Source organism: Corynebacterium sp. P4-C1, from assembly GCF_030503595.1.
In the GTDB taxonomy this organism is placed as follows: domain Bacteria; phylum Actinomycetota; class Actinomycetes; order Mycobacteriales; family Mycobacteriaceae; genus Corynebacterium.
Genome location: NZ_CP129966.1, coordinates 215,998 through 238,156 on the forward strand (window position 1 = coordinate 215,998; position 22,159 = coordinate 238,156).

Annotated in this window: 22 protein-coding genes; 19 read left to right on the forward strand and 3 right to left on the reverse strand. The window is 65.6% G+C overall.

Annotation, left to right across the window (positions count from 1 at the left end; genetic code table 11):
• Positions 1–33 precede the first annotated feature (33 nt).
• Together QYR03_RS00980 and QYR03_RS00985 are read left to right on the forward strand one after the other, a co-directional pair.
• Complete coding sequence (locus QYR03_RS00980; protein ID WP_301712285.1) at positions 34–822, forward strand: hypothetical protein; 789 nt, start codon at positions 34–36, stop codon at positions 820–822.
• A gap of 112 nt (positions 823–934) precedes the next feature.
• A complete protein-coding gene (locus QYR03_RS00985) occupies positions 935–1,063 on the forward strand; it encodes a hypothetical protein (RefSeq protein WP_259848684.1) in 129 nt (42 codons plus the stop codon).
• Here the strand turns inward: QYR03_RS00985 and yaaA are convergent, their stop codons facing one another.
• Positions 1,064–1,864, reverse strand: coding sequence for a peroxide stress protein YaaA (gene yaaA, locus QYR03_RS00990; RefSeq protein WP_259848683.1), 801 nt, complete (start codon positions 1,862–1,864; stop codon positions 1,064–1,066).
• Positions 1,865–1,907: 43 nt separating this feature from the next.
• On the opposite strand from yaaA, the gene QYR03_RS00995 reads away from it, so the two are divergent.
• Positions 1,908–3,686 carry a proline--tRNA ligase gene (locus tag QYR03_RS00995; RefSeq protein ID WP_301712286.1) on the forward strand — a complete coding sequence of 593 codons (1,779 nt, stop codon included), beginning with the start codon at positions 1,908–1,910 and terminating at the stop codon, positions 3,684–3,686.
• 35 nt (positions 3,687–3,721) lie between these two features.
• Here the strand turns inward: QYR03_RS00995 and QYR03_RS01000 are convergent, their stop codons facing one another.
• On the reverse strand, positions 3,722–4,567 hold the full coding sequence (locus QYR03_RS01000) for a DUF4439 domain-containing protein (RefSeq protein ID WP_301712287.1): 846 nt from the start codon (positions 4,565–4,567) through the stop codon (positions 3,722–3,724).
• A 50-nt stretch (positions 4,568–4,617) separates the two neighbouring features.
• Here QYR03_RS01000 and rimP point away from each other — a divergent pair, with 50 nt between their 5' ends.
• From rimP to QYR03_RS01045, 9 genes are all read left to right on the forward strand, one after another.
• Positions 4,618–5,172, forward strand: a complete 555-nt coding sequence (rimP, locus tag QYR03_RS01005) for a ribosome maturation factor RimP (RefSeq protein WP_301712288.1) — start codon at positions 4,618–4,620, stop codon at positions 5,170–5,172.
• A 61-nt stretch (positions 5,173–5,233) separates the two neighbouring features.
• Positions 5,234–6,283, forward strand: a complete 1,050-nt coding sequence (nusA, locus tag QYR03_RS01010; RefSeq protein ID WP_301712289.1) for a transcription termination factor NusA — start codon at positions 5,234–5,236, stop codon at positions 6,281–6,283.
• A gap of 186 nt (positions 6,284–6,469) precedes the next feature.
• Positions 6,470–6,751, forward strand: coding sequence for a YlxR family protein (locus QYR03_RS01015; RefSeq protein ID WP_301712290.1), 282 nt, complete (start codon positions 6,470–6,472; stop codon positions 6,749–6,751).
• A 135-nt stretch (positions 6,752–6,886) separates the two neighbouring features.
• The gene (gene infB, locus QYR03_RS01020; RefSeq protein WP_301712291.1) at positions 6,887–9,706 is read left to right on the forward strand and encodes a translation initiation factor IF-2; all 2,820 of its coding nucleotides are present in this window, start codon (positions 6,887–6,889) and stop codon (positions 9,704–9,706) included.
• A 130-nt stretch (positions 9,707–9,836) separates the two neighbouring features.
• The gene (gene rbfA / locus QYR03_RS01025) at positions 9,837–10,271 is read left to right on the forward strand and encodes a 30S ribosome-binding factor RbfA (RefSeq protein WP_259848676.1); all 435 of its coding nucleotides are present in this window, start codon (positions 9,837–9,839) and stop codon (positions 10,269–10,271) included.
• On the forward strand, positions 10,272–11,267 hold the full coding sequence (locus tag QYR03_RS01030; RefSeq protein ID WP_301712292.1) for a bifunctional oligoribonuclease/PAP phosphatase NrnA: 996 nt from the start codon (positions 10,272–10,274) through the stop codon (positions 11,265–11,267). It begins immediately after the preceding gene.
• Positions 11,264–12,559, forward strand: coding sequence for an MATE family efflux transporter (locus tag QYR03_RS01035; protein ID WP_259848674.1), 1,296 nt, complete (start codon positions 11,264–11,266; stop codon positions 12,557–12,559). Before QYR03_RS01030 ends, QYR03_RS01035 begins: the two co-directional genes overlap by 4 nt.
• 18 nt (positions 12,560–12,577) lie before the next feature.
• The gene (locus QYR03_RS01040; protein WP_259848673.1) at positions 12,578–13,378 is read left to right on the forward strand and encodes a metallophosphoesterase; all 801 of its coding nucleotides are present in this window, start codon (positions 12,578–12,580) and stop codon (positions 13,376–13,378) included.
• Positions 13,375–14,082 (forward strand): 4'-phosphopantetheinyl transferase, encoded by a 708-nt coding sequence (locus QYR03_RS01045; RefSeq protein ID WP_259848672.1) that lies wholly within the window; start codon positions 13,375–13,377, stop codon positions 14,080–14,082. Before QYR03_RS01040 ends, QYR03_RS01045 begins: the two co-directional genes overlap by 4 nt.
• Here QYR03_RS01045 and truB read toward each other — a convergent pair.
• Positions 14,044–14,952, reverse strand: coding sequence for a tRNA pseudouridine(55) synthase TruB (gene truB / locus QYR03_RS01050; RefSeq protein ID WP_259848671.1), 909 nt, complete (start codon positions 14,950–14,952; stop codon positions 14,044–14,046). The two genes, QYR03_RS01045 and truB, sit on opposite strands and share 39 nt — an antisense overlap.
• A 31-nt stretch (positions 14,953–14,983) precedes the next feature.
• Between truB and QYR03_RS01055 the strand changes: the two genes are divergently transcribed.
• The 7 genes from QYR03_RS01055 (at position 14,984) to QYR03_RS01085 (ending at position 22,105) form a co-directional block, all read left to right on the forward strand.
• Positions 14,984–15,961: a bifunctional riboflavin kinase/FAD synthetase gene (locus QYR03_RS01055; protein WP_259848669.1), complete on the forward strand. Its 978-nt coding sequence runs from the start codon at positions 14,984–14,986 to the stop codon at positions 15,959–15,961.
• Positions 15,962–16,008: 47 nt separating this feature from the next.
• Positions 16,009–16,965: a nucleoside hydrolase gene (locus QYR03_RS01060; protein ID WP_259848668.1), complete on the forward strand. Its 957-nt coding sequence runs from the start codon at positions 16,009–16,011 to the stop codon at positions 16,963–16,965.
• 188 nt (positions 16,966–17,153) lie between these two features.
• The gene (gene rpsO / locus QYR03_RS01065) at positions 17,154–17,423 is read left to right on the forward strand and encodes a 30S ribosomal protein S15 (RefSeq protein WP_259848667.1); all 270 of its coding nucleotides are present in this window, start codon (positions 17,154–17,156) and stop codon (positions 17,421–17,423) included.
• A gap of 195 nt (positions 17,424–17,618) precedes the next feature.
• Positions 17,619–18,989, forward strand: a complete 1,371-nt coding sequence (locus QYR03_RS01070) for an inorganic phosphate transporter (protein ID WP_301712293.1) — start codon at positions 17,619–17,621, stop codon at positions 18,987–18,989.
• 48 nt (positions 18,990–19,037) lie between these two features.
• Complete coding sequence (locus QYR03_RS01075) at positions 19,038–19,304, forward strand: hypothetical protein (RefSeq protein WP_259848665.1); 267 nt, start codon at positions 19,038–19,040, stop codon at positions 19,302–19,304.
• A 107-nt stretch (positions 19,305–19,411) separates the two neighbouring features.
• The gene (locus QYR03_RS01080; protein WP_259848664.1) at positions 19,412–19,669 is read left to right on the forward strand and encodes a hypothetical protein; all 258 of its coding nucleotides are present in this window, start codon (positions 19,412–19,414) and stop codon (positions 19,667–19,669) included.
• Between the two features lie 144 nt (positions 19,670–19,813).
• Positions 19,814–22,105: a polyribonucleotide nucleotidyltransferase gene (locus tag QYR03_RS01085; RefSeq protein ID WP_301712294.1), complete on the forward strand. Its 2,292-nt coding sequence runs from the start codon at positions 19,814–19,816 to the stop codon at positions 22,103–22,105.
• Positions 22,106–22,159 lie beyond the last annotated feature (54 nt).

Here is a 22,159-nt window from a genome sequence, read left to right on the forward strand (position 1 = left end):
GGCGCGCTGATCGCGCAGTCGCGCAGGTATGCCGTGCACAAGGAAATGGTGGCTGAACTTTCCTACCGCGAGCGGAAGTGGCTGCGCGCCGCTGCGATCGGACTAGGAACCTCGAAAGCGGTGTTGACCGGGCGGTCCGCAGCCCGAATGCTCGGCATGTGGGTCGTTGCCGCCACGCCCGAGCACGTCGAACTGACGCTGCCGTCTGGATTCAGTCCGCCGAAGGCTGAGTGGGCAGAAGGCACGAAGTTCTATCGCGGCAAACTTGAACGCACCGAGATCTTCCACTATCAGGAGTTGCCCGGCATCGAGTTCACAGGACCTGTGCGCACGGCTTTCGACATTGCGATCCGGCATGGTTTCGCGGAAGGACTCGTAGCCTTTGATTGGCTGTTTGCTTCGCGCGGCGCCACGCGAGCTGAGCTGAAGCAGGCAGTCGCGCTGATGCGGGGAAAGAAAGGAGTCGCAGTTCTGCGAGAGGTGCTGCGGTATGCCGTGCATAATTCTCAATCGCCATTCGAAAGCTACGCCCGGGCGCTCCTCATTCAAGCCGGCATGACGGAAGTGGCAACGCAGGTGCCGGTCGGGCCGTATAGCGGCGATCTCGGGCTCGGCAAGCTGATCATTGAGGTTGACGGGGAGGAGAAATACGACGGAAAGACTTACGCGCCGTTGGACATCACCCTGAGGAAGGAGCGCAAACGCGAGGTGTACCTACAGAATCGGGGATACACCGTGCGCCGGGTCGATCCGATGGCGTTGTTGCGCAATCCGGACGGGTTCATCGCGATGGTCCGTGAGGCGCTTCTCCGGCTTGGCTGAACCCACTGTCCGGTGTGCCCTATGCGATATGCACTATGCAATCCATGAAAGCCCAGGTGGCTGGTCAGCGAAAATCAGCATCGCATAGTGGACACAGCATAGTAGACATCGCATGTCCCCCAACACGAGCACGCTTATCGACGCCCCGTGCCCCGGCCTGTCGCGCTCCCTGCACTGTGTGCGCCAGCCGGCCTGGGGGTCCGTGGCCGTGACCTGGGCACGGCGGACGGCATGGGCGTAGCTACACCACGAGGATGAGCTGGTTCGGGTCTTTGCTGTCCGCGCCGGGCAGCTCCACAGTCATGCCGGCGGCCTCGGCGATGGAAGCGATCCCCTCGATGTCAGTGACAGAGGCGATGTCAGGAGCCGTGACCAGCACCCGCGCGAGCTCGCCCTTGTAGTGCTTGTTGAAGTGGCTGACCACCTTCCGGGAGCCGTCGTCCTGCACGGTCTCGACCCGGACGGTGACCGCGCCGGGCACCGGGCCGAGCTGCTGGTAGGCACCGGAGCGCATGTCCACGATGAAGCCCTCGTCCGCCAGCGCGTCCGTGATTGCGGATCCCCAGCGGGCCTTCATGGTCGGGGCAGCACCGCCGCGGGCCGAGCCACCGCGGGCTGAGCCTTCGTGGGCGGAACCTTCGTGGGCGGAACCGCCGCGGGCCGGCAGCTTGGACCCGCCGGAGAGCCGGTACCGCGGAATGGTGTCGGTGGCGCGGACCACGCCGAACAGGGCGGAGCCGACGGCCAGGTGCTCGAGGGCGGGGGTGGGGAGGGTGTCGGCGTTGAGGGCGTCGTAAAGCACGCCCGTGTAGCGGAAGATGGCGGGCATGACGGGCGCTGAGCGCAACGTCAGGTTCTCCTCGGCTTCCGGGCGTTTGGTGGCGGGGAGCTTGAGTGCGGTCATCATGTCGTCCACGTCGAGGGCGGCGAGGTCGTCCATGATCCGTCCGCGGATCGGGTCGAGGGAGGGAAACGACACGTCGATTTCGTCCATTTCTCCGCCGGGAGCTTTGGTTTCAGATGGGGGGAGCACGATCAGCATGGTCTCCACGCTATCGCGTCGAGCCCAGGGTTAAGATGACGGCATGATCACACGGTTGTCCACGCTGTTCCTGCGCACACTGCGCGAAGATCCCGCCGATGCCGAGGTGCCCAGTCACAAGCTGCTTGTTCGCGCCGGCTACATCCGGCGTGCGACGCCGGGCGTGTACTCGTGGCTGCCGCTGGGTCTGCGTGCTCTGCGCAATATCGAGGAGATCGTGCGCGAGGAGATGAACGCGATCGGCGCGCAGGAGCTGTTGTTCCCGGCGCTGCTGCCGCGCGAGCCGTACGAGGCGACGAACCGTTGGACAGAGTACGGCGACGACCTGTTCCGCTTGAAGGACCGCAAGGGCGCCGACATGCTGCTGGGCCCGACGCACGAGGAGATGTTCACTGCGGCGGTCAAGGACCTGTACTCGTCGTATAAGGACTTCCCGGTGACGCTGTACCAGATCCAGACGAAGTACCGCGACGAGGCGCGTCCGCGTGCGGGCGTGCTGCGCGGGCGTGAGTTCGTGATGAAGGACAGCTACTCGTTCGACATGTCGGATGAGGGCCTGGATGAGTCGTACGCAAAGCACCGCGGCGCCTACCGCGCGATCTTCGACCGGGTGGGTTTGAAGTACGAGATCTGCCAGGCGACGTCGGGCGCGATGGGAGGTTCCGCCTCCGAGGAGTTCTTGGCGTACAGCGACAACGGCGAGGACACATTCGTGGTGTCCACCGCGGGTGATTTCGCCGCCAATGTCGAGGCTGTGGTCACGGTCCCGCCCGCCGAGCGCCCGGTTGAGGGCCTTCCGGAGGCGCAGGTGCACGACACGCCGGCCTCGGAGACCATTGAGGCGCTCGTCGAGTGGGCGAACAACGAGGGCGTGCTTATCGACGGTCGCGCGGTCGAAGCCGCCGACACCCTCAAGTGCATGGTGGTCAAGATCAACGATCCCCGTCAGGTGGGCGAGGACGGCGAGCCTGTGGGGCCGCAGCTGGCCGGTGTGCTTATTCCGGGTGACCGCGAGCTGGACGAGAAGCGCCTCGAGGCCTCGCTGGAACCGGCCACGTTCGAGCTGGCTACCGAGGAAGATTTCGCCGCGCACGACTTCCTGGTCAAAGGTTATGTTGGCCCGCGTGCGCTGCAGGCCAACGGGGTGAAGATCTACGCGGATCCGCGTGTGGTCACCGGTTCGTCGTGGATCACCGGCGCGGACGAGAAGCAGAAGCACGTTGTCGGCCTGGTCGCCGGCCGCGATTTCGAGGTCGATGAGTTCATCGAGGCCGCTGAGATCCGCGAGGGCGACCCGTCGCCAAGCGGTAACGGCACAGTGAAACTGGCTCGAGGCATTGAGCTGGGCCACATCTTCCAGCTCGGCCGGAAGTACACCGAGGCTTTCGACGTGCAGATTCTCGACGAGAACGGAAAGCGCGCCGTGCCCACGATGGGCTCCTACGGTATCGGCATCACACGCATGCTCGCCGTCATCGCGGAGCAGACCCACGACGACAAGGGTCTTGTGTGGCCGAAGGAGATCGCGCCGTACCAGGTGCACCTCGCCGTGGCGAACAAGGATGCGGCCGCGATGGAGGCGGGCGAGAAACTGGTCGGTGAGCTCGAGGCGGCGGGGATCGACGTGCTTTTCGACGACCGCCCGAAGGTCTCTCCCGGCGTCAAGTTCAAGGATGCGGAGCTGCTGGGCATGCCCTTCATCGTGATCCTGGGCCGCGCTTTCGCCGACGGGATCATCGAGCTGCGCATCCGCGGCGGCGAGACCCTCGAGGTGCCTGCTGACCAGATCGTGGAGAAGGTCCAAGAACTCGTCCGCGGCTAAGACGGTTGGTGCGGGGCTGCCCGAGCGGTCGCGGCCTAGGCAGTGCCCGCGTCCGCGGCTCGCTGCGCGTGGCCGGCCAGGATGATGGCCGCACCGCGCCAGTCGGTGCTGGTGGCATCGGCGGCGGCATTGCGCCAGCGTTCCACGAGGTCGCTTTCAAGCTTATCGACGAACGCGGCTGCCTCCGCAGGATTCGTCGGTGCCCCACCGTGGACCTCGTAGCCGGCTTCGCGGACGGGCAGAGAGCCAGCGGGGAAGGCGTCGTGGAGGGCGGACAGGCGGGCGTCGTGAAGCGTGCGCAGCGTGTCGATTCGTCCCTGCAGCTGGTCGTCGGCGTAGGCGGTGGCGATGTCGAGGCCGTAGTCCACGGCATATTCGGCGCTGGCCAGCTGTTTCGCGGCCTCCAAGGCGGCCTCGTCGTCGATGGGGCTGGCGATGTCGAGGGGGAGATCCGCCGCTGCGGCCGCGTCGATGGCCTGGGCGACGACGAGGTCGACGGACTCGTCGGGGACCTTGCCCGTAGATTCGACGGTCTGTTCCACCAAAGCGGCCGCGTCAGCCCCGACGGGCAAGTGAGTTCCGTCGTATTCCACCTGGCAGGTGGACGGAGTCTCGCCGTTGTCGTCCGTTCCGCACAAGCGCTGGGCCTCGTCCTGAAGCTGTTTGGCATGGAAGATGCGAAGCTCATTCCACTTCGCGTTGGAGTCGCCGCCACCGCTGTTCGGGCTGCTGGCTTCGGCATCGGCGGAAGCCTGCTTGGCTAGAGCGATGATCTCGCTGTTCGCACGCGGCCCGAAGACGTCGAGGGGCGAGCACGCGGCCAGGGGAGCGGCGAGTGCTGTGGTGAGAATGACGGCGAGGAACTTGCGGGAGGACTTCACAGTGGGAGACTGTACCGCCCGCTTGTGCCTGTGCCCGTACAGTGGTGGCCATGGCATTTCCGGAAAGCGAAGAACTGGCACAGCTGATCCGCCCCGTTATTGACGCACACGGTCTGGACATCGAGACCGTGAAGACGGTCAAGGCGGGCAAGAAATCGCAGGTGGTCGTCGCTGTCGCGGGCGATGAGGCACCGACGCTCGACCAGTTGGAAGAGGTCTCCAACGAGCTCTCCGAGCTTTTCGATGCCGCCGAGGAGCGTGGCGAGGTCAATTTCGGTGCCGGCTACACCCTGGAGGTGACCACCCCGGGCGTGGACCTGCCGCTGACCGAGGCCCGCCACTGGCGCCGCAACCGCGGCCACCTGGTTAAGGCTGGGGAGAAGCTCTACCGCATCGGAGCTTTGAATGGCGCGGAGGACACCGTCGCCCTGATCGTTCCGGCGCCGAAGAAGTCCGCCGAGCCCACCGTGGAGATCATGCCTATTTCGTCGTTGTCGGGTGCAGTGGTAGAAATTGAGTTCAACACCCCGCCAGCCGCGGAAGTGGAATTGGCGGAGAAGGACTACCACGACGTCGAAGCCCTCGCAGGCAACGACGGTAAGTAGGGCCGAACGCGATTCACGCGAGAACCAGCACGACCACCCCACCCCGTAGTAAGGACGACAAGTGAATATCGATATCGCTGCACTCGAAGGCATCGAGAAGGAAGCTGACATCCCGGTCGACGATCTGTTGACCACGATCGCGACGGCGCTCCTGCACGCCTACCGTGAGACCCGCGAGGAGAGCGGCCCGTCCGGTCGCGGGGGAACTGCTGCTAGCGCTGCCGGCGCGGTGAGCGACTCGAAGGCGCGCGTCGACATCGATACCGAGACCGGCCAGGTCGCGGTGTTGGTCAGCGAGCTCGACGACGAGGGCAACATCGTCTCCGAATACGACGACACCCCGGTGAACTTCTCCCGCGTGGGTGCGCTGGCTGTGCGCGAGGCGATCTTCAAGCGCATGCGCTCTGCCGAGGCGACCCGCGCCTACGACGAGTACTCCGGCCTGGAGGGCAAGGTCGTATCCGGTGTCGTGCAGCGCGACGCGAACGCGAATGCGCGCGGTATCGTCGTCGTGCAGCTCGGCACCGAAGCGAACCCGCAGGACGGCATCCTGTTGCCGGCGGAGCAGATCCCGGGTGAGAAGCTCGAGCACGGCGACCGCGTCAAGGCCTATGTCGTGGGTGTGACCACCGGCGAGCGCAACACCACCGTCAACCTGTCCCGCACGCACCCGGAGCTCGTCCGCGGCCTGTTCGCGCTCGAGGTTCCGGAGGTTGAGGACGGCTCCGTCGAGATCGTCGGAATCGCGCGCGAGGCCGGCCACCGCTCCAAGGTGGCGGTGAAGGGCACCGTGAAGGGCATCAACGCCAAGGGCGCGTGCATCGGCCCGCGCGGCGCGCGCGTCACCAACATCATGGACGGACTCAACGGCGAGAAGATCGACATCGTCGACTACTCCGACGACCCGGCCGTCTACGTGGGCAATTCACTCGCGCCGTCCAAGGTGATCAAGGTCGAGGTCCTCGACCTTGAGGCGCAGACCGCGCGCGTGACCGTGCCGGACTACCAGCTCTCGCTCGCGATCGGCCGCGAAGGCCAGAACGCCCGCCTGGCTGCGCGCCTCACCGGCTGGAAGATCGACATCCACTCGGACACCGACCGCGCTGATTAAGCAAAGATTCGTCCCCCGGGGCGCAGTGCCCGACGGCACCGTGTGCCAGGGCGATGAATCCAGCCGGTGTGATTCATTCCGGTGAAAGTGAACAACAAGTTACAGTTCCGAGCCCCAATGGCGTATGCTTGACCCTTGGCTTCAATCCTGCCGAGGTGGTGGGGTGGAAGGCGTCGATAAGCGAAAATGAGTAACCCGACACGAACCCGGACGTGCATAGCCACGCGCGAGACGCGGCCGGACACTCAGCTTCTGCGCGTCGTCGTCGACCCCGCAGACCCCACGCGCATCATCGCGGACCCGGGACGGAGACTTCCCGGACGCGGCGCGTGGATCACACCCACCATCGAAGCATGTGAGCTGGCGGAGTCGCGCCGTGCCTTCGGGCGGGCCCTCCGGGTGTCCGCGAATGTGGACACCAGCGCAGTACGCAAGTACATCGCGGAAGAAATTCCGCACAGTAAGTGAAAAGGACTAAAGAACTGATGAGTCTTCAACCATGAAGCAGACCATGAAGCATCAGCGATGAACGTCATGACCATCGTCTAGAGGCCTGCCGCGTAGCAGCGGACAGTCGCCTCTAGCTAAACCAAGAGGAGATACGTGTCCGGAAAGCTACGCGTTCACGAACTGGCAAAACAGCTCGGCGTAACAAGTAAGGAATTGCTCGCCACCCTGAAAGAGGAAGGCGAGTTCGTCAAGACCGCATCGTCCACCATCGAACCCCCGGTGGTGAAGAAGATGAAGGCGCTCTACGAAGAGCGCGGCAACGGTGCGAAGGACGAAAAGGCGGCTAAGACCGGAAAGACCGCCAAGCCCGCTGCGGCGAAGAAGACTGCGGCTGGCACCAAGAAACCGGCGGCCCCCAAACCTGGTGCGGCGAAGCCGGCCGCCAAGCCTGCCGGCGAGGCCTCGAAGGGCGGGGACACCAAGCCGGGTGCCGCGGTCAAGCCGGGTCCGAAGCCCGCCGCGAACAAGCCTGCTGCCCCCAAGCCGGGTGCCGCGGTCAAGCCGGGTCCGAAGCCCGCCGCCAACAAGCCCGCTGCCCCCAAGCCGGGTGCCGCAGCCAAGCCGGGCCCCAAGCCCGCTGGTAAGCCGGCGCCGAAGCCGGGTTCCGAGGGCGGCGCCGCACCCATGCCGCGCCCGAAGCCGAAGCCGGGCGGCCGCCCGCGCGTGGCCAACAACCCGTTTTCCTCCAACTCCGGCGGCCCGCGGCCGCAACCGCGTCCGGGTGGACGCGGTGGAGCAGGCGGCCCGCAGAAGCGCCGCGGCGACCAGGCATCCCGTCCGGGCGGCCAGGGTCAGCGTTCCGGCGGCGGTTCCCGTTCGGGAGCACCGAGCCCCGCAGACATGGCGAACCACCCGAACCCGGCGCAGATGCCGTCGCGCGCTGCTAGCCGCAAGGGTGGCGGACGCGGTCGCGGTGGTCCGGGTGGCCCAGGTGGACGCGGACGCGGCCCGATGGGCGGCGGTTTCCGCGGCCGTGGCGGCCGCCGCGGCGGCACGGCCGGCGCATTCGGCCGTCCGGGTGGTGCGCCCGGCAAGGGACGCAAGTCCAAGCGCCAGAAGCGCCACGAGTACGAGGAGATGCACGCACCGAATGTCGTCGGTGGTGTGCGTCTGCCGGACGGTGGCGGTAAGACCGTGCGCCTGCGCCAGGGTGCGACCCTGTCCGACTTGGCTGAGAAGATCGGCACCGAGGCATCGAACCTCGTCCAGGCTCTGTTCAACCTGGGCGAGATGGTGACCGCCACGCAGTCCGTCTCGGAGGAGACGCTGCAGCTGCTGGGTGCCGAGATCAACTACGAAGTGCAGATCGTCTCGCCGGAGGACGAAGACCGCGAGCTGCTCGAATCCTTCGACCTCCAGTTCGGCGAGGACGAAGGCGGCGAGGAAGCCCTCGAGCAGCGCCCGCCGGTGGTGTCCGTCATGGGCCACGTCGACCACGGTAAGACCCGCTTGCTGGACTCGATCCGCAACGCGAACGTGGGCCGCGGCGAGGCTGGCGGCATCACTCAGGGCATCGGTGCGTACCAGACTGAGGTCACCCTCGAGGACGAGCCGCGCAAGATCACGTTCCTGGATACCCCGGGCCACGAGGCGTTCACCGCTATGCGTGCCCGCGGCGCCAAGTCGACCGACCTGGCGATCCTCGTGGTCGCGGCGGACGACGGCGTGATGCCGCAGACCGTCGAGGCGATCAACCACGCCAAGGCGGCGGGGCTGCCGATCGTGGTTGCGGTGAACAAGGTGGATAAGCCGGAGGCGCAGCCGGACAAGATCCGCGGCCAGCTCACCGAGTATGAACTCGTGCCGGAGGAGTACGGCGGCGACACCATGTTCATCGACATCTCGGCGAAGAACGGCACCGGCATTGACGACCTGCTCGAGGCTGTCCTGCTCACCGCGGACGCGGCACTCGAGCTGACGGCGAACCCGGACATGGATGCCCAGGGCCTGGCCATCGAGTCCCACCTGGACCGCGGCCGCGGCCCCGTCTCCACGGTCATCGTGCAGCGCGGCACCCTGCGTGTCGGCGACTCAATCGTCGTCGGCGGCAACTTCGGCCGCGTGCGCCGCATGATCGACGAGTGGGGCAACGACGTCGAGGAGGCGGGTCCGTCCTGCCCGGTTCAGGTTCAGGGCCTCAACGGTGTCCCGGGCCCGGGCGACAACCTGCTCGTGGTCGAGGACGACCGTGTGGCACGCCAGATCGCGGCGCAGCGTGACGCGCGCCAGCGTGCGGCGATGCAGGCGCGCAAGAAGAAGCGCGTCTCCTTGGAGAACCTGGACCAGGCTCTCAAGGAGACCAGCACGCTCAACCTCATCCTCAAGGGCGACAACGCCGGTTCGGTGGAGGCCCTCGAGGAGGCTCTGCTCAAGATCGAGGTGGACGACGAGGTGCAGGTCAACATCATCGACCGCGGTGTCGGTGCTGTGACCCAGACCAACGTGTCGCTGGCCGCCGCTTCCGACGCGGTGATCATCGCCTTCAACGTCCGATCCGAGGGCAAGGCCACCGAGGAAGCCAACGAAGAGGGCGTGGAGATCCGCTACTACTCGGTGATCTACCAGGTCATCGACGACATGGAGGCCGCGCTCAAGGGCATGCTCAAGCCCATCTACGAGGAGCGCGACCTCGGTGCCGCCGAGATCCGACAGATCTTCAAGGCGTCCTCCGTGGGCCTCATCGCGGGTTGCATGGTCACGTCCGGCAAGGTCAAGCGCGGGGCGAAGGTCCGCCTCGTGCGCGACGGCAACGTGGTCACGCCGGATGCGACAATCGATTCGCTCCGCCGCGAGAAGGACGATGTCACCGAGGTGGACAAGGGTTACGAATGCGGCATGGTCCTGTCGTACCCGGACATCCAGGTCGACGACGAGATCCAGGTCTACGAGATGGTCGAGGTACCGCGCAGCTAACGCGTGACCGCTTATCGACGGACTGACATCCCGCCCACGCCCCGCTGGCTTCTGCCCGCGGGGCGTGGGCGTTAGTGAGGGGCGCTACACTAGGGAAGCTGATTTTTGGATTGCAGGAAGGGGAAGCACTGTGGCTGATAACACCCGCGCGCAGCGTTTGGCCAAACGGATTCAGACGATTGTGGCGAGCGCTATCGAGCGCCAGATCAAGGACCGCCGGTTGGAACTGGTCACGGTCACCGATGTGCGCGTCACCGGCGACCTGCACGACGCGACCGTGTACTACACGGTTCGCGGCGCCGATATAGACGATGAGCCCGACCTGGACCAGGCGGCGGAGGCCCTCCACCGCGCCCGCGGCCAGCTCCGCAAGATCATGGGTGATGAGCTAGGGGTCCGGTTCACTCCGACGTTGAGCTTCGAACTGGATACGGTGCCGGAAGCGTCGGCACGCATGGAGGAGCTGTTGGCGCGCGCCCGTGCGCGCGACGAGGAGCTCGCGGAGCTGAAGAAGAACGCGACCCCGGCGGGCGACGCGGACCCGTACAAGACGAGGGATGAGTAGATGACGTCCCCGGCCAATCTCTTCGCCCCGGGCGAGGGCGAATTCGAGGCAGTGGCGCAGCGCCTGAAAGCCGCCGATGTCGTTCACGTTGTCACCCATATCCGCCCTGATGCGGACGCGGTGGGTTCGGCTTCGGCGCTGGCGATCGTGTTGCGTTCGCTGGGCATCACGGTGGATGTGCTCATCGGGCAGAACGAGCCGTGGCCGGAAAACCTCGCCACCATCCCGGGGGTCGATGAGATCGTGCTCGGCGAGGAGCTGCCCGCGGACGGCCTGGTGGTGACAACGGACTGCGCTTCGGTGGACCGCACCGGCCGTTTCCGTGCGGACCTGGAGGCGGACCCGTCGCGGGTGATCGTGATCGACCACCACGCGTCGAACCCGGGCTTCGGCGGGATGAACCTGATCCTGCCGTCGGAATCTACGACGGTGATTATTCGCGAGCTGATGAGCTACCTGGGAGTCGGTCTCACGCCTGAAATCGCGTACTGCCTGTACGCTGGCCTGGTCACCGACACCGGCAGCTTCCGCTGGGGCACCCCGCGCATGCACCGCCTGGCGGCGGAACTGCTGGATAGCGGGGTCGAGCCGCGTTCGGCGGGCATGGACTTGATGGATGCGGTCTCCGCCGACGACCTGAAGCTCATGGGCGAAGTCATGGCCGGGATGCAGACGCTGACTGCGGGCTCGCTCACCATGTCGGTCCTGCGCATCGACGACGCCCACCTTTCGGGCATGAACCAGACGGCGGTGGAATCCATCATCGAGTACTCCCGCGCGCTGACGGGGAGCGATATCGGAGTGGTGTTCAAGGAGATCCACCCGGGCTACTGGTCGGTCTCCCTGCGTTCCACTGTGGTGAATGTCGCGGAGGTCGCCGCCGTGTACGGCGGTGGCGGGCATATCCCGGCTGCCGGGTACTCCGTCGCAGGTCCGGTGTCCGACGCCATCGTGGAGTTGCGGCGCACAGTCGCTGAGATGGTGTCTGCGCCGTGACGGTGAATTTTCGGCGGGTGCTGGCGCTCGCATTGCCCGCGCTCGGCGTGCTGGCGGCGAATCCGCTGTACCTGCTGCTGGACACGGCCGTCATCGGACGGCTCGGCGCGGGTGAACTTGCGGCGCTCGCGGCGGGTGCGACGGTGCAGTCGACGGTGACCACGCAGTTGACGTTCCTGTCGTACGGCACGACAGCGCGCTCCTCCCGGTTCTACGGGGCGGACAAGACAGACCGTGCGATCGCGGAGGGCGTCCAAGCCACGTGGGTGGCTGTCGTCGTCGGTGTGCTGCTGGCAACGCTGGTGTGGTTGTTTGCCCACCCGATCGCGCTCTTCCTGACCAACGACCCGGCCACCGCCGACATGGCGGTGAGCTGGATGCGGGTGGCGGCGCTGGCGATTCCGCTGACGCTGATCATCATGGCCGGCAACGGCTGGTTACGAGGCGTCCAGAACACCAAACTGCCGTTCTATTTGACGCTGTGCGGGCTGGTCCCCGGCGCGGTGGCGCTGCCGTTCCTGGTGGCGCGGTTCGGTCTGGTGGGCTCTGCGGTGGCCAACGTCATCGGTATGGGACTCACCGCTGCGGGGTTCTTGTGGGCGCTGATTCACGTGCACAAGGGGTCGTGGCGCCCGGACCGGAAGGTGATTGCCCAGCAGCTTGTGCTCGGCCGCGACCTGATCTTGCGGTCGTTGTCGTTCCAGGTGGCCTTCATTTCTGCGGCGGCGGTGGCGGGCCGGGTGAGCGTAGCGGCTCTCGCGGCGCACCAGGTGATGCTGCAGCTGTGGAACTTCCTCACCCTCGTGCTCGACTCGCTCGCCATCGCGGCGCAGACGTTGACAGGTTCGGCGTTGGGGACCGGGCGCATCGATGAAGCCCGCGCCGTCGGGGAGAAAGTCACCCGCCTGTCGCTGTGGTTCGCGTTGACCCTGGCGGGCATCTTCGCGGTGGGCGGGCCGCTGATCCGGCGGCTGTTCACCACCGATGAGGCGGTGCTGGACGCGATGGCGTGGCCGTGGTGGCTGCTGATCGCCATGATCGCCGCGGGCGGTGTGCTCTTCGCCCTGGACGGTGTGCTGCTGGGCGCCAGCGACGCGGCGTTCCTGCGCACGTTGACGTTGAGTTCGGTGCTGCTGGGCTTTTTGCCCGGCATCGCCATCGCCTACTGGGCGGGTACGGGACTCACGGGCATCTGGTGCGGCCTGGCCGCGATGATCGTGATCCGCCTGGCCGGTGACGTGTGGCGGTTCTCCTCCATGCGCTGGGCACGGGTGGACGGCGCGGAAGGCTAGGAAGGCTAGGAAGGAATCATGACGACGACACTGTGGGCTGTTTCCGACCTTCACGCGGCTGTGAAGGCGAACCGTCCGCGCGTCGACGAGATTGTGCCGGCCGACCCGTCGGACTGGCTCATCGTGGCCGGGGACGTGGCGGAGCGCACCGAGCTCGTGGTCAAGATCATGGCGACGCTGGCGCAGCGTTTCGACACGGTGATCTGGGTTCCGGGCAACCACGAGCTCTTCGCGCGGAGCACGGACCGCTACAGGGGGCGCGAGAAATACACCGACCTGGTCAACCGGCTGCGCGGCCTCGGGGTGATCACCCCGGAGGATCCCTACCCGGTCTTCGGCGGGGTGACTCTCGTGCCGCTGTTCACCCTGTACGACTACTCTTTCCGCGTCCCCACGACCACGGTGGAGCAGGCGCTGGCCTCAGCGCGGGACAAAGAGATCGTGTTCACCGACGAGGTGGCCATCGCCCCCTTCGCCGATATCCGCGCGTGGTGCTGGGATCGCCTGGCGTACTCGACGCGCAGGCTCTCACGCATTGAGGGGCCGACGATCCTGATCAACCACTGGCCGCTGGTGCAGGAACCGACGGACAAGATGTGGTGGCGCGAAGTGGCCCTGTGGTGCGGCACGAGGCACACCCGCGGTTGGGCGACGCGCTACAACGCCGAGGCAGTCATCTACGGTCACCTGCACATGCCGGGGGTGCAGAAGATTGATGGCGTGGACCACATCGAGGTCTCCCTCGGGTACCCGGACGAATGGACGCGGCGCACTAATCCGCCGGCCTGGCCGCGGGCGGTGATGGAGGTGGAGCAGTGATCGTCGAAAAGCTGTTTCCGGCCCCCGCGCGGGTGGTGTTCCTGCGCACGGATGCGAATGCGGACCTGACGAACTACAACGACCTGCACCCGGCCGAACGCGTGGTGGTCAGCCGGGCGGTGGACAACCGCAAAGGAGAGTTCGGCGACGCGCGCTGGTGCGCGCACCAGGCGCTGCGGGAGCTAGGCATGAACTCCGCCAGCGCGATCCTGAAAGGGGAGAAAGGCATGCCGTTGTGGCCGGAGGGCTACACCGGATCGTTGACCCACACGGATGGGCTGCGCATCGCAGTCGCGGCGCCGACGGACGCGCTGCGCTCAGTGGGAATCGACGCGGAGCCAGCTCAGTCTCTGCCGGAAGGCGTGCTCGACCAGATCGCGCGTTCCCCGGAGCGTCACTGGGTGGACGTGCAGAAGGCCGCGGGCAACGACTGGGCGGACCGCCTGCTGTTCTGTGCTAAGGAGGCTACCTACAAGGCGTGGTTCCCGATAACGATGAGGTGGCTGGGCTTCGAGGACGCGGAGATCGATATCCGCCCCGACGGCACATTCATCGCCTACTTGCTCGTACGGCCGACACCGGTGCCGTTCATCGAGGGCAGGTGGATGGTCCGCGCCGGTTATGTCTGCGCGGCGACATTCATCCGGTCCAGCTCCGCCCGCGGGCTAGAGGGTGGAGGGGCGGGCGACGAACGTCGTCGATAAGCGGGAACCCTTTTCCTTGACGAGCGCGACGGCGCGCCCATCCGGTCCCACAGCGACGTGGACGCCTGTGAGCCCTCGCGGCGTGAGCCATTTGCCCATCGCGAGCGCGGCGTACTCGTCGGCGGTGACTTCGAGTGTGGGCCACGCGGCGGTGAGCGCCTCATCGAGGGTGAGCGACAACGCTGCGTTGTCCTCGAGTTCGTCGAGGGTGCGCGCGTGCGCAAGCGTGAACGGCCCCGACGCCTCGCGGCGCAGTGCCGTCAGGTGACCGCCCACCCCGAGTGCTTCACCCATGTCGCGCGCCAGCGACCGGATATAGGTGCCCGACGAGCAGTGCACGCGCACATCGACGTCGACGAAGTCTCCCTCCCGGCGGATCGCGGAAACAGCGAAGCTGAAGACAGTCACAGGCCGGGGCGGAATCTCCACCTCCTTGCCCTCCCTCACGAGTTCGTGCGCGCGCTTGCCGCCGATCTTGATCGCGGAGACCTTCGCCGGCACCTGCATGATCTCGCCGGTCAGTGCGGCGACCTGGGCCATGACCTGGTCATCGGTGATATGCGCGGCACCGGGTTCCGCGACGACCTCGCCCTCTGCATCGTCCGTGCTCGTCGTCGCGCCCAGACGGATCGTCGCCGAATAAACCTTGTCGTCGGCCACGAGGTGAGTGAGCAATTTCGTCCCGCGCTCGATGCCCGCCACGAGCACCCCCGTCGCCATAGGGTCGAGCGTGCCGGCGTGCCCGACTTTGCGGGTGCCGAAGATGCGACGCAGACGCGCGACGACATCGTGGCTGGTCATGCCGGCAGGCTTATCGACGACCACCACGCCCGAGGTGGAAAGCGGATCTGCAGTTTGGCCCACGTTCATAGTCACCACACTATGCACTACTCTTTCGACCGTGGATATTTTGTCTGGGCTCGGCCGTGTTCCCGCCGACATGCACGACCCCGTCGTCACCATCGGTGTCTTCGACGGCGTGCACCGCGGCCACCAGAAACTCATCCGTCGCGCCGTGAAGCTCGCCCATGAAGCGGGAGTGGAATGCGTCGTGATGACCTTCGACCCGCACCCGGTGAAGATCTTCGCGCCCGAGCACACCCCGGACACGTTGCTGCCGCTGGCGGAGCGCGCCCGTCTGATCGCCGAGCTCGGTGTCGACCACCTGCTGGTCATCGATTTCACCAAGGAGCTCGCGGGGGAGAGCCCCGAGGATTATTTCCGCTCCGTCATCGTGGACACTCTGCACGCGTCGCGCGTGGTGGTGGGGGAGAACTTCACCTTCGGCGCCGGCGCATCAGGCACCGCGCAGACAATGCTCGCCCTAGGTGAGAAGTACGGCGTGAACGTCGATGTCGTCTCGCTGCTTTTCGACGGCACAGAGCGCGTCTGCTCCACCGCCATCCGTGATGCCCTCCGTGGCGGCGACGTGGCCCAGGCCTCCGAATTCCTGGGTCGCGTATTCTCCGTCACCGCCGAGGTCGAGCGCGGCGCTGGCCGCGGCGGTAGGGAATTGGGCTACCCCACGGCGAACCAGTACGCCGCCGACACAGACGCCGTCCCGGCCGACGGGGTCTACGCCGGCTGGTTCACGGTGCTGCCCGAAGACGGCGGCGGATCCCTCGGTCCGATCCAGGGGGACATGGAACCCGGCATCCGCTACCCGGCGGCCATTTCCGTGGGCACGAACCCGACCTTCGGAGACCACCGCCGCAGCATCGAGTCATTCGTCCTCGACCGCGACGCCGAACTGTACGGCCGCACCGCCCGCGTGGAGTTCATCGCCAAGGTGCGCGACATGGTCAAATTCGATTCCGTCGACGAACTGCTGGAGAACATGGCCCGCGATGTCGCCAGGGTCCGCGAGATCCTGTCCTGAGACCGCGGTCGCGGTCCCGGTCCGTTCACGGGCTAGTGTGGTGTGCCATGACACGCAAAATGATTCTGGATCTGGACACCGGCATCGACGATGCCCTCGCTCTCGCCTACGCCCTCGGCTCCGAGGAAGTTGACCTGATCGGCGTGACCGGCACCTACGGCAATGTGCTCGTGGAAACCGGAGTGCGCAACACACTGGCCATCCTCGAGCTCTTCGGACGCACCGACATCCCGGTCTTCGCCGGCCCCGGCCACGCCAGCGCTAAAGACTCTTTCGAGGTCCTGGAGATCTCCGCGTTCATCCACGGCAAGAACGGCATCGGCGAGGCGCAGCTGCCGGAGCCGCAGCGCGCTGTCGAGACAAAGTCCGCGGTGGACTTCCTCGTCGAGTCCGTGGAGAAATACGGCGACGAGCTCGTCATCGTCCCCACCGGCCCGTCCACCACCATCGCCGCCGCAACCAAGGTCAGCGAGACCTTCGCCGACAACGCCCACATCGTCATGATGGGCGGCGCGCTCACCGTCCCCGGCAACGTCTCCCCGTGGGCGGAGGCGAATGTCAACCAGGACCCGGAGGCGACCGACGCGATCTTCCGGCGCCTCAAGGACATCACCATGATCGGCCTGGATGTCACCCTGCAGACGCTGCTCACGGTCGAGGAGACCGCCAAGTGGGAAGCGCTGGGCACCCCGGGCGGCGATTTCCTGGCTGCGGCCACGAACTACTACATCGACGCCTACAAGACAACAGCCCCGCACCTCGGCGGCTGCGGCCTCCACGACCCGCTCGCAGTCGGAGTCGCCATCGACCCGACGCTCGTGGACACGCTGGACATCAACCTCAAGGTCGACACCGAGGGTGAGACCCGCGGCCGCACCATCGGCGACGAGAACCGCCTCAACGACGAAGAGAAGACCGCCAAAGTGGCCGTCGGAGTGGACAAGCAGCGCTTCCTCGAGGAGTTCATGCGCCGCCTGACCGACCTCGCCGCCAAGAACGCGTAACCCAGGCCGCCGTAATTAACAGTTGCGGCGCCAGGTGAGCTAGCATGACTTTCTCGGTAACGGCACCGGTTACGGGCGCCCATGCGCTCAACCGTGGAGGACTGTGGTTCGCAGCAGTCGCCCGCACCGCTTCCAGTCTTCTGGAAGATCCGCAGAATGCGAACTGAAATAAACAAGGAGATTGAATCATGGCTCTGTCCACCGAGAAGAAGGCCGAGATCCTCAAGGAGTACGGTCTGCACGAGACCGACACCGGCTCCCCGGAGGCCCAGGTTGCCCTCCTCACCGAGCGCATCAACAACCTGACCGAGCACCTCAAGGACCACAAGCACGACCACCACTCCCGTCGTGGCCTGCTGCTGCTCGTCGGCCGTCGTCGCGGTCTGCTGAAGTACCTGCGAGAGAACAACGTTGAGCGTTACCGTGAGCTCATCGCCCGCCTGGGTCTGCGTCGATAAGCTACGGCGCTTTTCGACGGCCACCGGTGCTCTCCGGTGGCCGTTTTTTCATGCCTTTTTCTTAAATCTCGGTGAATCATGGGCGACACGTGTTGTTCATGTGCGCAGGTCAGGGTGATACTTTGTCTAGGGAAAGCGCTTTGTGGCCCGCATTTGGGTTAGCGCGGCAGTGGGTGGAGGAGGATACTCACGAGCATGACAACCGAGCTGATCCTGCTGCTGATCATCATTGTTACCGCCCTAGCATTCGACTTCACCAACGGTTTCCACGACACCGCGAACGCCATGGCGACATCGATCGCGACTGGCGCCCTGAGGCCCAAGACGGCCGTGATCCTCGCTGGCTGCCTGAACTTCGTGGGTGCCTTCATCTCCGTGGAGGTGGCGAAGACGGTGGCCAAGGGCATCGTCAAACTCGATGAATTCGATTTGAGCGACAATGCCCAAGCCGACACATTGCTGTTGATTGTGCTGTGTGGTTTGATCGGCGGCATTCTCTGGAATTTGTTCACCTGGTTGTTCGGCATTCCGTCCTCGTCCTCGCACTCCCTGTTCGGCGGCCTCATCGGTGCCGCGATCGGCGCGATGGGCTTCGGCGGTGTTCTGTGGAACGGCGTGCTGGACAAGATCATCGTTCCGGCGCTCGCCGCCCCAGTTGTGGCGGCGCTTGTCGCCGCGTGCGGCACGGCAGGTGTGTACTTTTTCACCTCCCAGCTGCGCGAGAAGGAGCGCGACAACTACTTCCGTTGGGGCCAGATCGGCTCCGCATCGCTGGTGGCTCTCGCCCACGGCACCTCGGACGCCCAGAAGACGATGGGCGTGATCTTCCTAGCTCTGGTGGCCACCGGCCACCTCGAGGACTCCGCAGATATGCCGCTGTGGGTGACCCTCGCCTGCGCCACCGCGATTGCGTTGGGCACCTACTCGGGCGGCTGGCGCGTGATCCGCACCCTGGGCAAGGGGCTCGTGGAGATCTCTTCGCCGCAGGGCATGGCCGCGGAGACCGCGTCCGCCGTGATTATCCTGTCGTCTTCCCACCTGGGCATGGCGCTGTCGACCACCCACGTCGCAACTGGCTCGATCCTGGGCACCGGCATCGGCAAGAAGGGCGCTGAGGTCCGCTGGAACGTCGCAGGACGTATGGCGATCGCCTGGGTCACCACATTGCCGATCGCCGCATTCGTGGCGGGCGTACTCTTCTGGATTTCCGAGCAGCTCTCCAACGCCACGGGCCCGCTCGGGGGCGCAATCTTCTCCATCGTTGTCCTCGCGGCCCTCGTCTTGTACATGCTGCACCGCGCTCACCAGAACCCGATCCACTCCGACAACGTCAATGACGACTGGGACGACGACGGCACGCCTGACACCGAAGCCGATGCCAAGGCAGCGGACGAGGCCAACCGCGAGAAGGTCGGCGCCGGCGCACCGGCGCCCCGCCGCGACTCCGGCGAACCCGCGGACTTCGTGGACACCAGCCGCGGCGGCTGGGCCACCGGAGAGAACCTGTCGGGGGAGACGGGCGGATCGTCCGTCGCCGGCTCCGACGGAAACACACCGCGCCACTAGGCGGCTGCCACTGTTAACAAGTAACGAGAGACATCAAAGGAATACGACATGGAACTGCTTCAATCCCTCTTCCAGGTCACGCTCGGTGGCCTGATCCTCGGAGCCGGTTTGCCGATCCTCTTCGCGCTCGGTGTGCGCTTCGCGGTGCCCCACAAGGACTCCTCGGACGGCAGCTCGCCGAACAAGGTCGTGGCTTGGATCTTCTTCGGCATCATCATCGTCGCCCTCATCGTGGGCATTCTCTGGATCGCCCAGGGGCGCATCTCCAGCACCTTCGGCATCGATCTCTTCGGCACCGGCGGCAAGGGCGTGTAGACCGCCTGCGCGGATCTGAAAACAACACGATTATGAACCAAAGGTGAACTCAAGGTAAACTGGCTCCTCATTGATTGCGGACGAACGATTCGCACGAAAGGAGCACCATGAAGTTCACCAACATGTTCAAGCATCCCGTCGATGCCACTGCGCTCGGAGTACTGGCACCGGCTGACAGTCGCGTCCTCACCGGTGGTGGCATCGGCGCTCCGGACGTCGTCGCCCACCTGATCGACTCGGGGCAGACTCCCGCGACCGCGGCAGCGGCGATGGAAGCATTCACCGACGTGATGCGCTACGCCCCGAGTGTCGGCGAGCTCGACAGCGTGATGCAGGAACTCGAGTCCGTCGGACTCGCCGCGTAGCCGGGCAATGCCCAGTTCATCCCCACGGATGAACTGGGCATTTTTCTATGCCTGCTGGTAGCATGCCTGGTTGTTGCACCTAGAAACCATCGACGGCGGCACCGATGATCGCCACTTTGAACGAGAACCCCAGAAAGGGATCTGTTGAGCAAGAACCAACCCCACACCCCGGACAATTCCGTCGAATTCAATATTGACGAAGATTTCGGCATCACCGACGCAGTTGCCGTGCTGGACAACGGCGACTTCGGCGAGCGCACCGTCCGGTTCGAGACCGGTCAGCTCGCTCGCCAGGCCGACGGCGCGGTGACCACCTACCTCGACGATGAGACCATGCTGCTGGCCACGACGACCGCGTCGAATCAGCCGCGCGAAGGCTTCGACTTCTTCCCGCTCACGGTCGACGTCGAGGAGCGCATGTATGCCGCCGGCAAGATCCCTGGCTCGTTCTTCCGCCGCGAGGGCCGTCCGTCCACACAAGCGATCCTGGCGTGTCGCCTCATCGACCGGCCGCTGCGCCCGACCTTCGTGAAGGGTCTGCGCAACGAGGTCCAGGTCGTCATCACCGTGATGAGCTGGGACCCGGAGGAGTACTACGACGTCGTGGCCATCAACGGCGCCTCCGCGGCCACGCAACTGTCGGGCCTGCCGGTTTCCGGCGCTGTCGGCGGCGTGCGCATGGCGCTCATCGCCGACGAGGACCACCCGGACGGCCAGTGGGTCGCATTCCCGAACCACGAGCAGCACGAGCAGGCCGTCTTCGAGATGGTGGTCGCCGGCCGCATCGTGGAGAAGAAGCAGGGCCGCAAGAAGGTCGAGGACGTCGCGATCATGATGGTCGAGGCGGGCGCAGGCGTGAACGTCGTCAAGCTTGTCGAGGATGGTGCGCCGGTCCCGACCGAGTCCACGGTCGCTGAAGGCCTTGAAGCCGCGAAGCCGTTCATCAAGACGCTGTGCGAGGCCCAGAATGGCCTTGCCGAGCGGACCGCCAAGGAAACCCAGGAGTTCCCGCTCTTCCCGTCGTACAGCGACGAGATCTTCGACGCCGTGGAGAAGAAGGCGTCCAAGAAGCTGTCCACGCTGCTCACCATCAAAGGCAAGGCCGAGCGCGACGACGCTACCAACGCCTACATGGAGGAGATCGAGGCGGACCTGCTTGACTCCCTGCCGGTGGAGGACGACGAGGACGCGTCCAAGGAGATCCGCGCCGCGTACAACGCGGTGATGAAGCAGATCGTGCGCACCAAGATCCTCACCGAGGGCTTCCGTATCGACGGCCGCGGGGTCACCGACATTCGCGACCTCGGCGTCGAGGTCGAACTGGTTCCGCGCGCCCACGGCTCCTCCCTGTTCGAGCGCGGCGAGACCCAGATTCTCGGCGTGACCACCCTGGACATGCTGAAGATGGAGCAGCAGCTGGACTCCCTCCACCCGGAGACCTCCAAGCACTACATCCACCACTACAACTTCCCGCCGTACTCCACGGGTGAGACAGGCCGCGTCGGTTCCCCGAAGCGCCGCGAGATCGGCCACGGTGCGCTTGCGGAGCGCGCCCTTTTGCCGGTGATCCCGTCCAAGGAGGACTTCCCGTACACGATCCGTCAGGTCTCCGAGGCGCTCGGCTCCAATGGCTCGACCTCGATGGGCTCCGTGTGCGCCTCGACTCTGTCGCTGTACAACGCTGGTGTTCCGCTCGCGGCGCCGGTCGCCGGCATCGCCATGGGACTGGTCTCCGGTGAGGTCGACGGCGAGACCAAGTACGTCGCCCTGACCGACATCCTCGGTGCTGAGGATGCGTTCGGCGACATGGACTTCAAGGTCGCCGGCACGTCCGAGTTCATTACCGCGCTGCAGTTGGACACCAAGCTCGACGGCATCCCGTCTGACGTCCTGGCTAATGCCCTTACGCAGGCGAAGGACGCCCGCGCCACGATCCTGGACACCATGGCAGAGGTCATCGAGGGGCCGGACGAGATGAACCCGCTCGCCCCGAAGATCACCACCGTCCACGTCCCGGTATCCAAGATCGGCGAGGTCATCGGCCCGAAGGGCAAGACCATCAACCAGATCACCGAAGAGACCGGCGCGGACATCTCCATCGAGGACGACGGCACCATTTACGTCGCCGCCGCCACGGGCGAAGGTGCAGATGCGGCGATCGAGAAGATCAACGCCATCGCCAACCCGCAGCAGCCGAAGGTCGGGGAGCGCTACTTGGGCACCGTGGTCAAGACCGTCGCCTTCGGCGCGTTCGTCTCTTTGACTCCGGGCCGCGACGGCTTGGTGCACATCTCCAAGCTGGGCGGCAACAAGCGCATCGAGAATGTCGAGGACGTTGTGAACGTCGGCGACAAGATCGAGGTCGAAATCGCCGACATCGACAACCGCGGCAAGATCTCGCTCGTCCCAGTCAACGAGGATGAGGACAACGAGTAACCGTTTCGTTCCGCAGGGGAGCACAGCTCTAAAAGACCCGCGTTCACGCTGGGA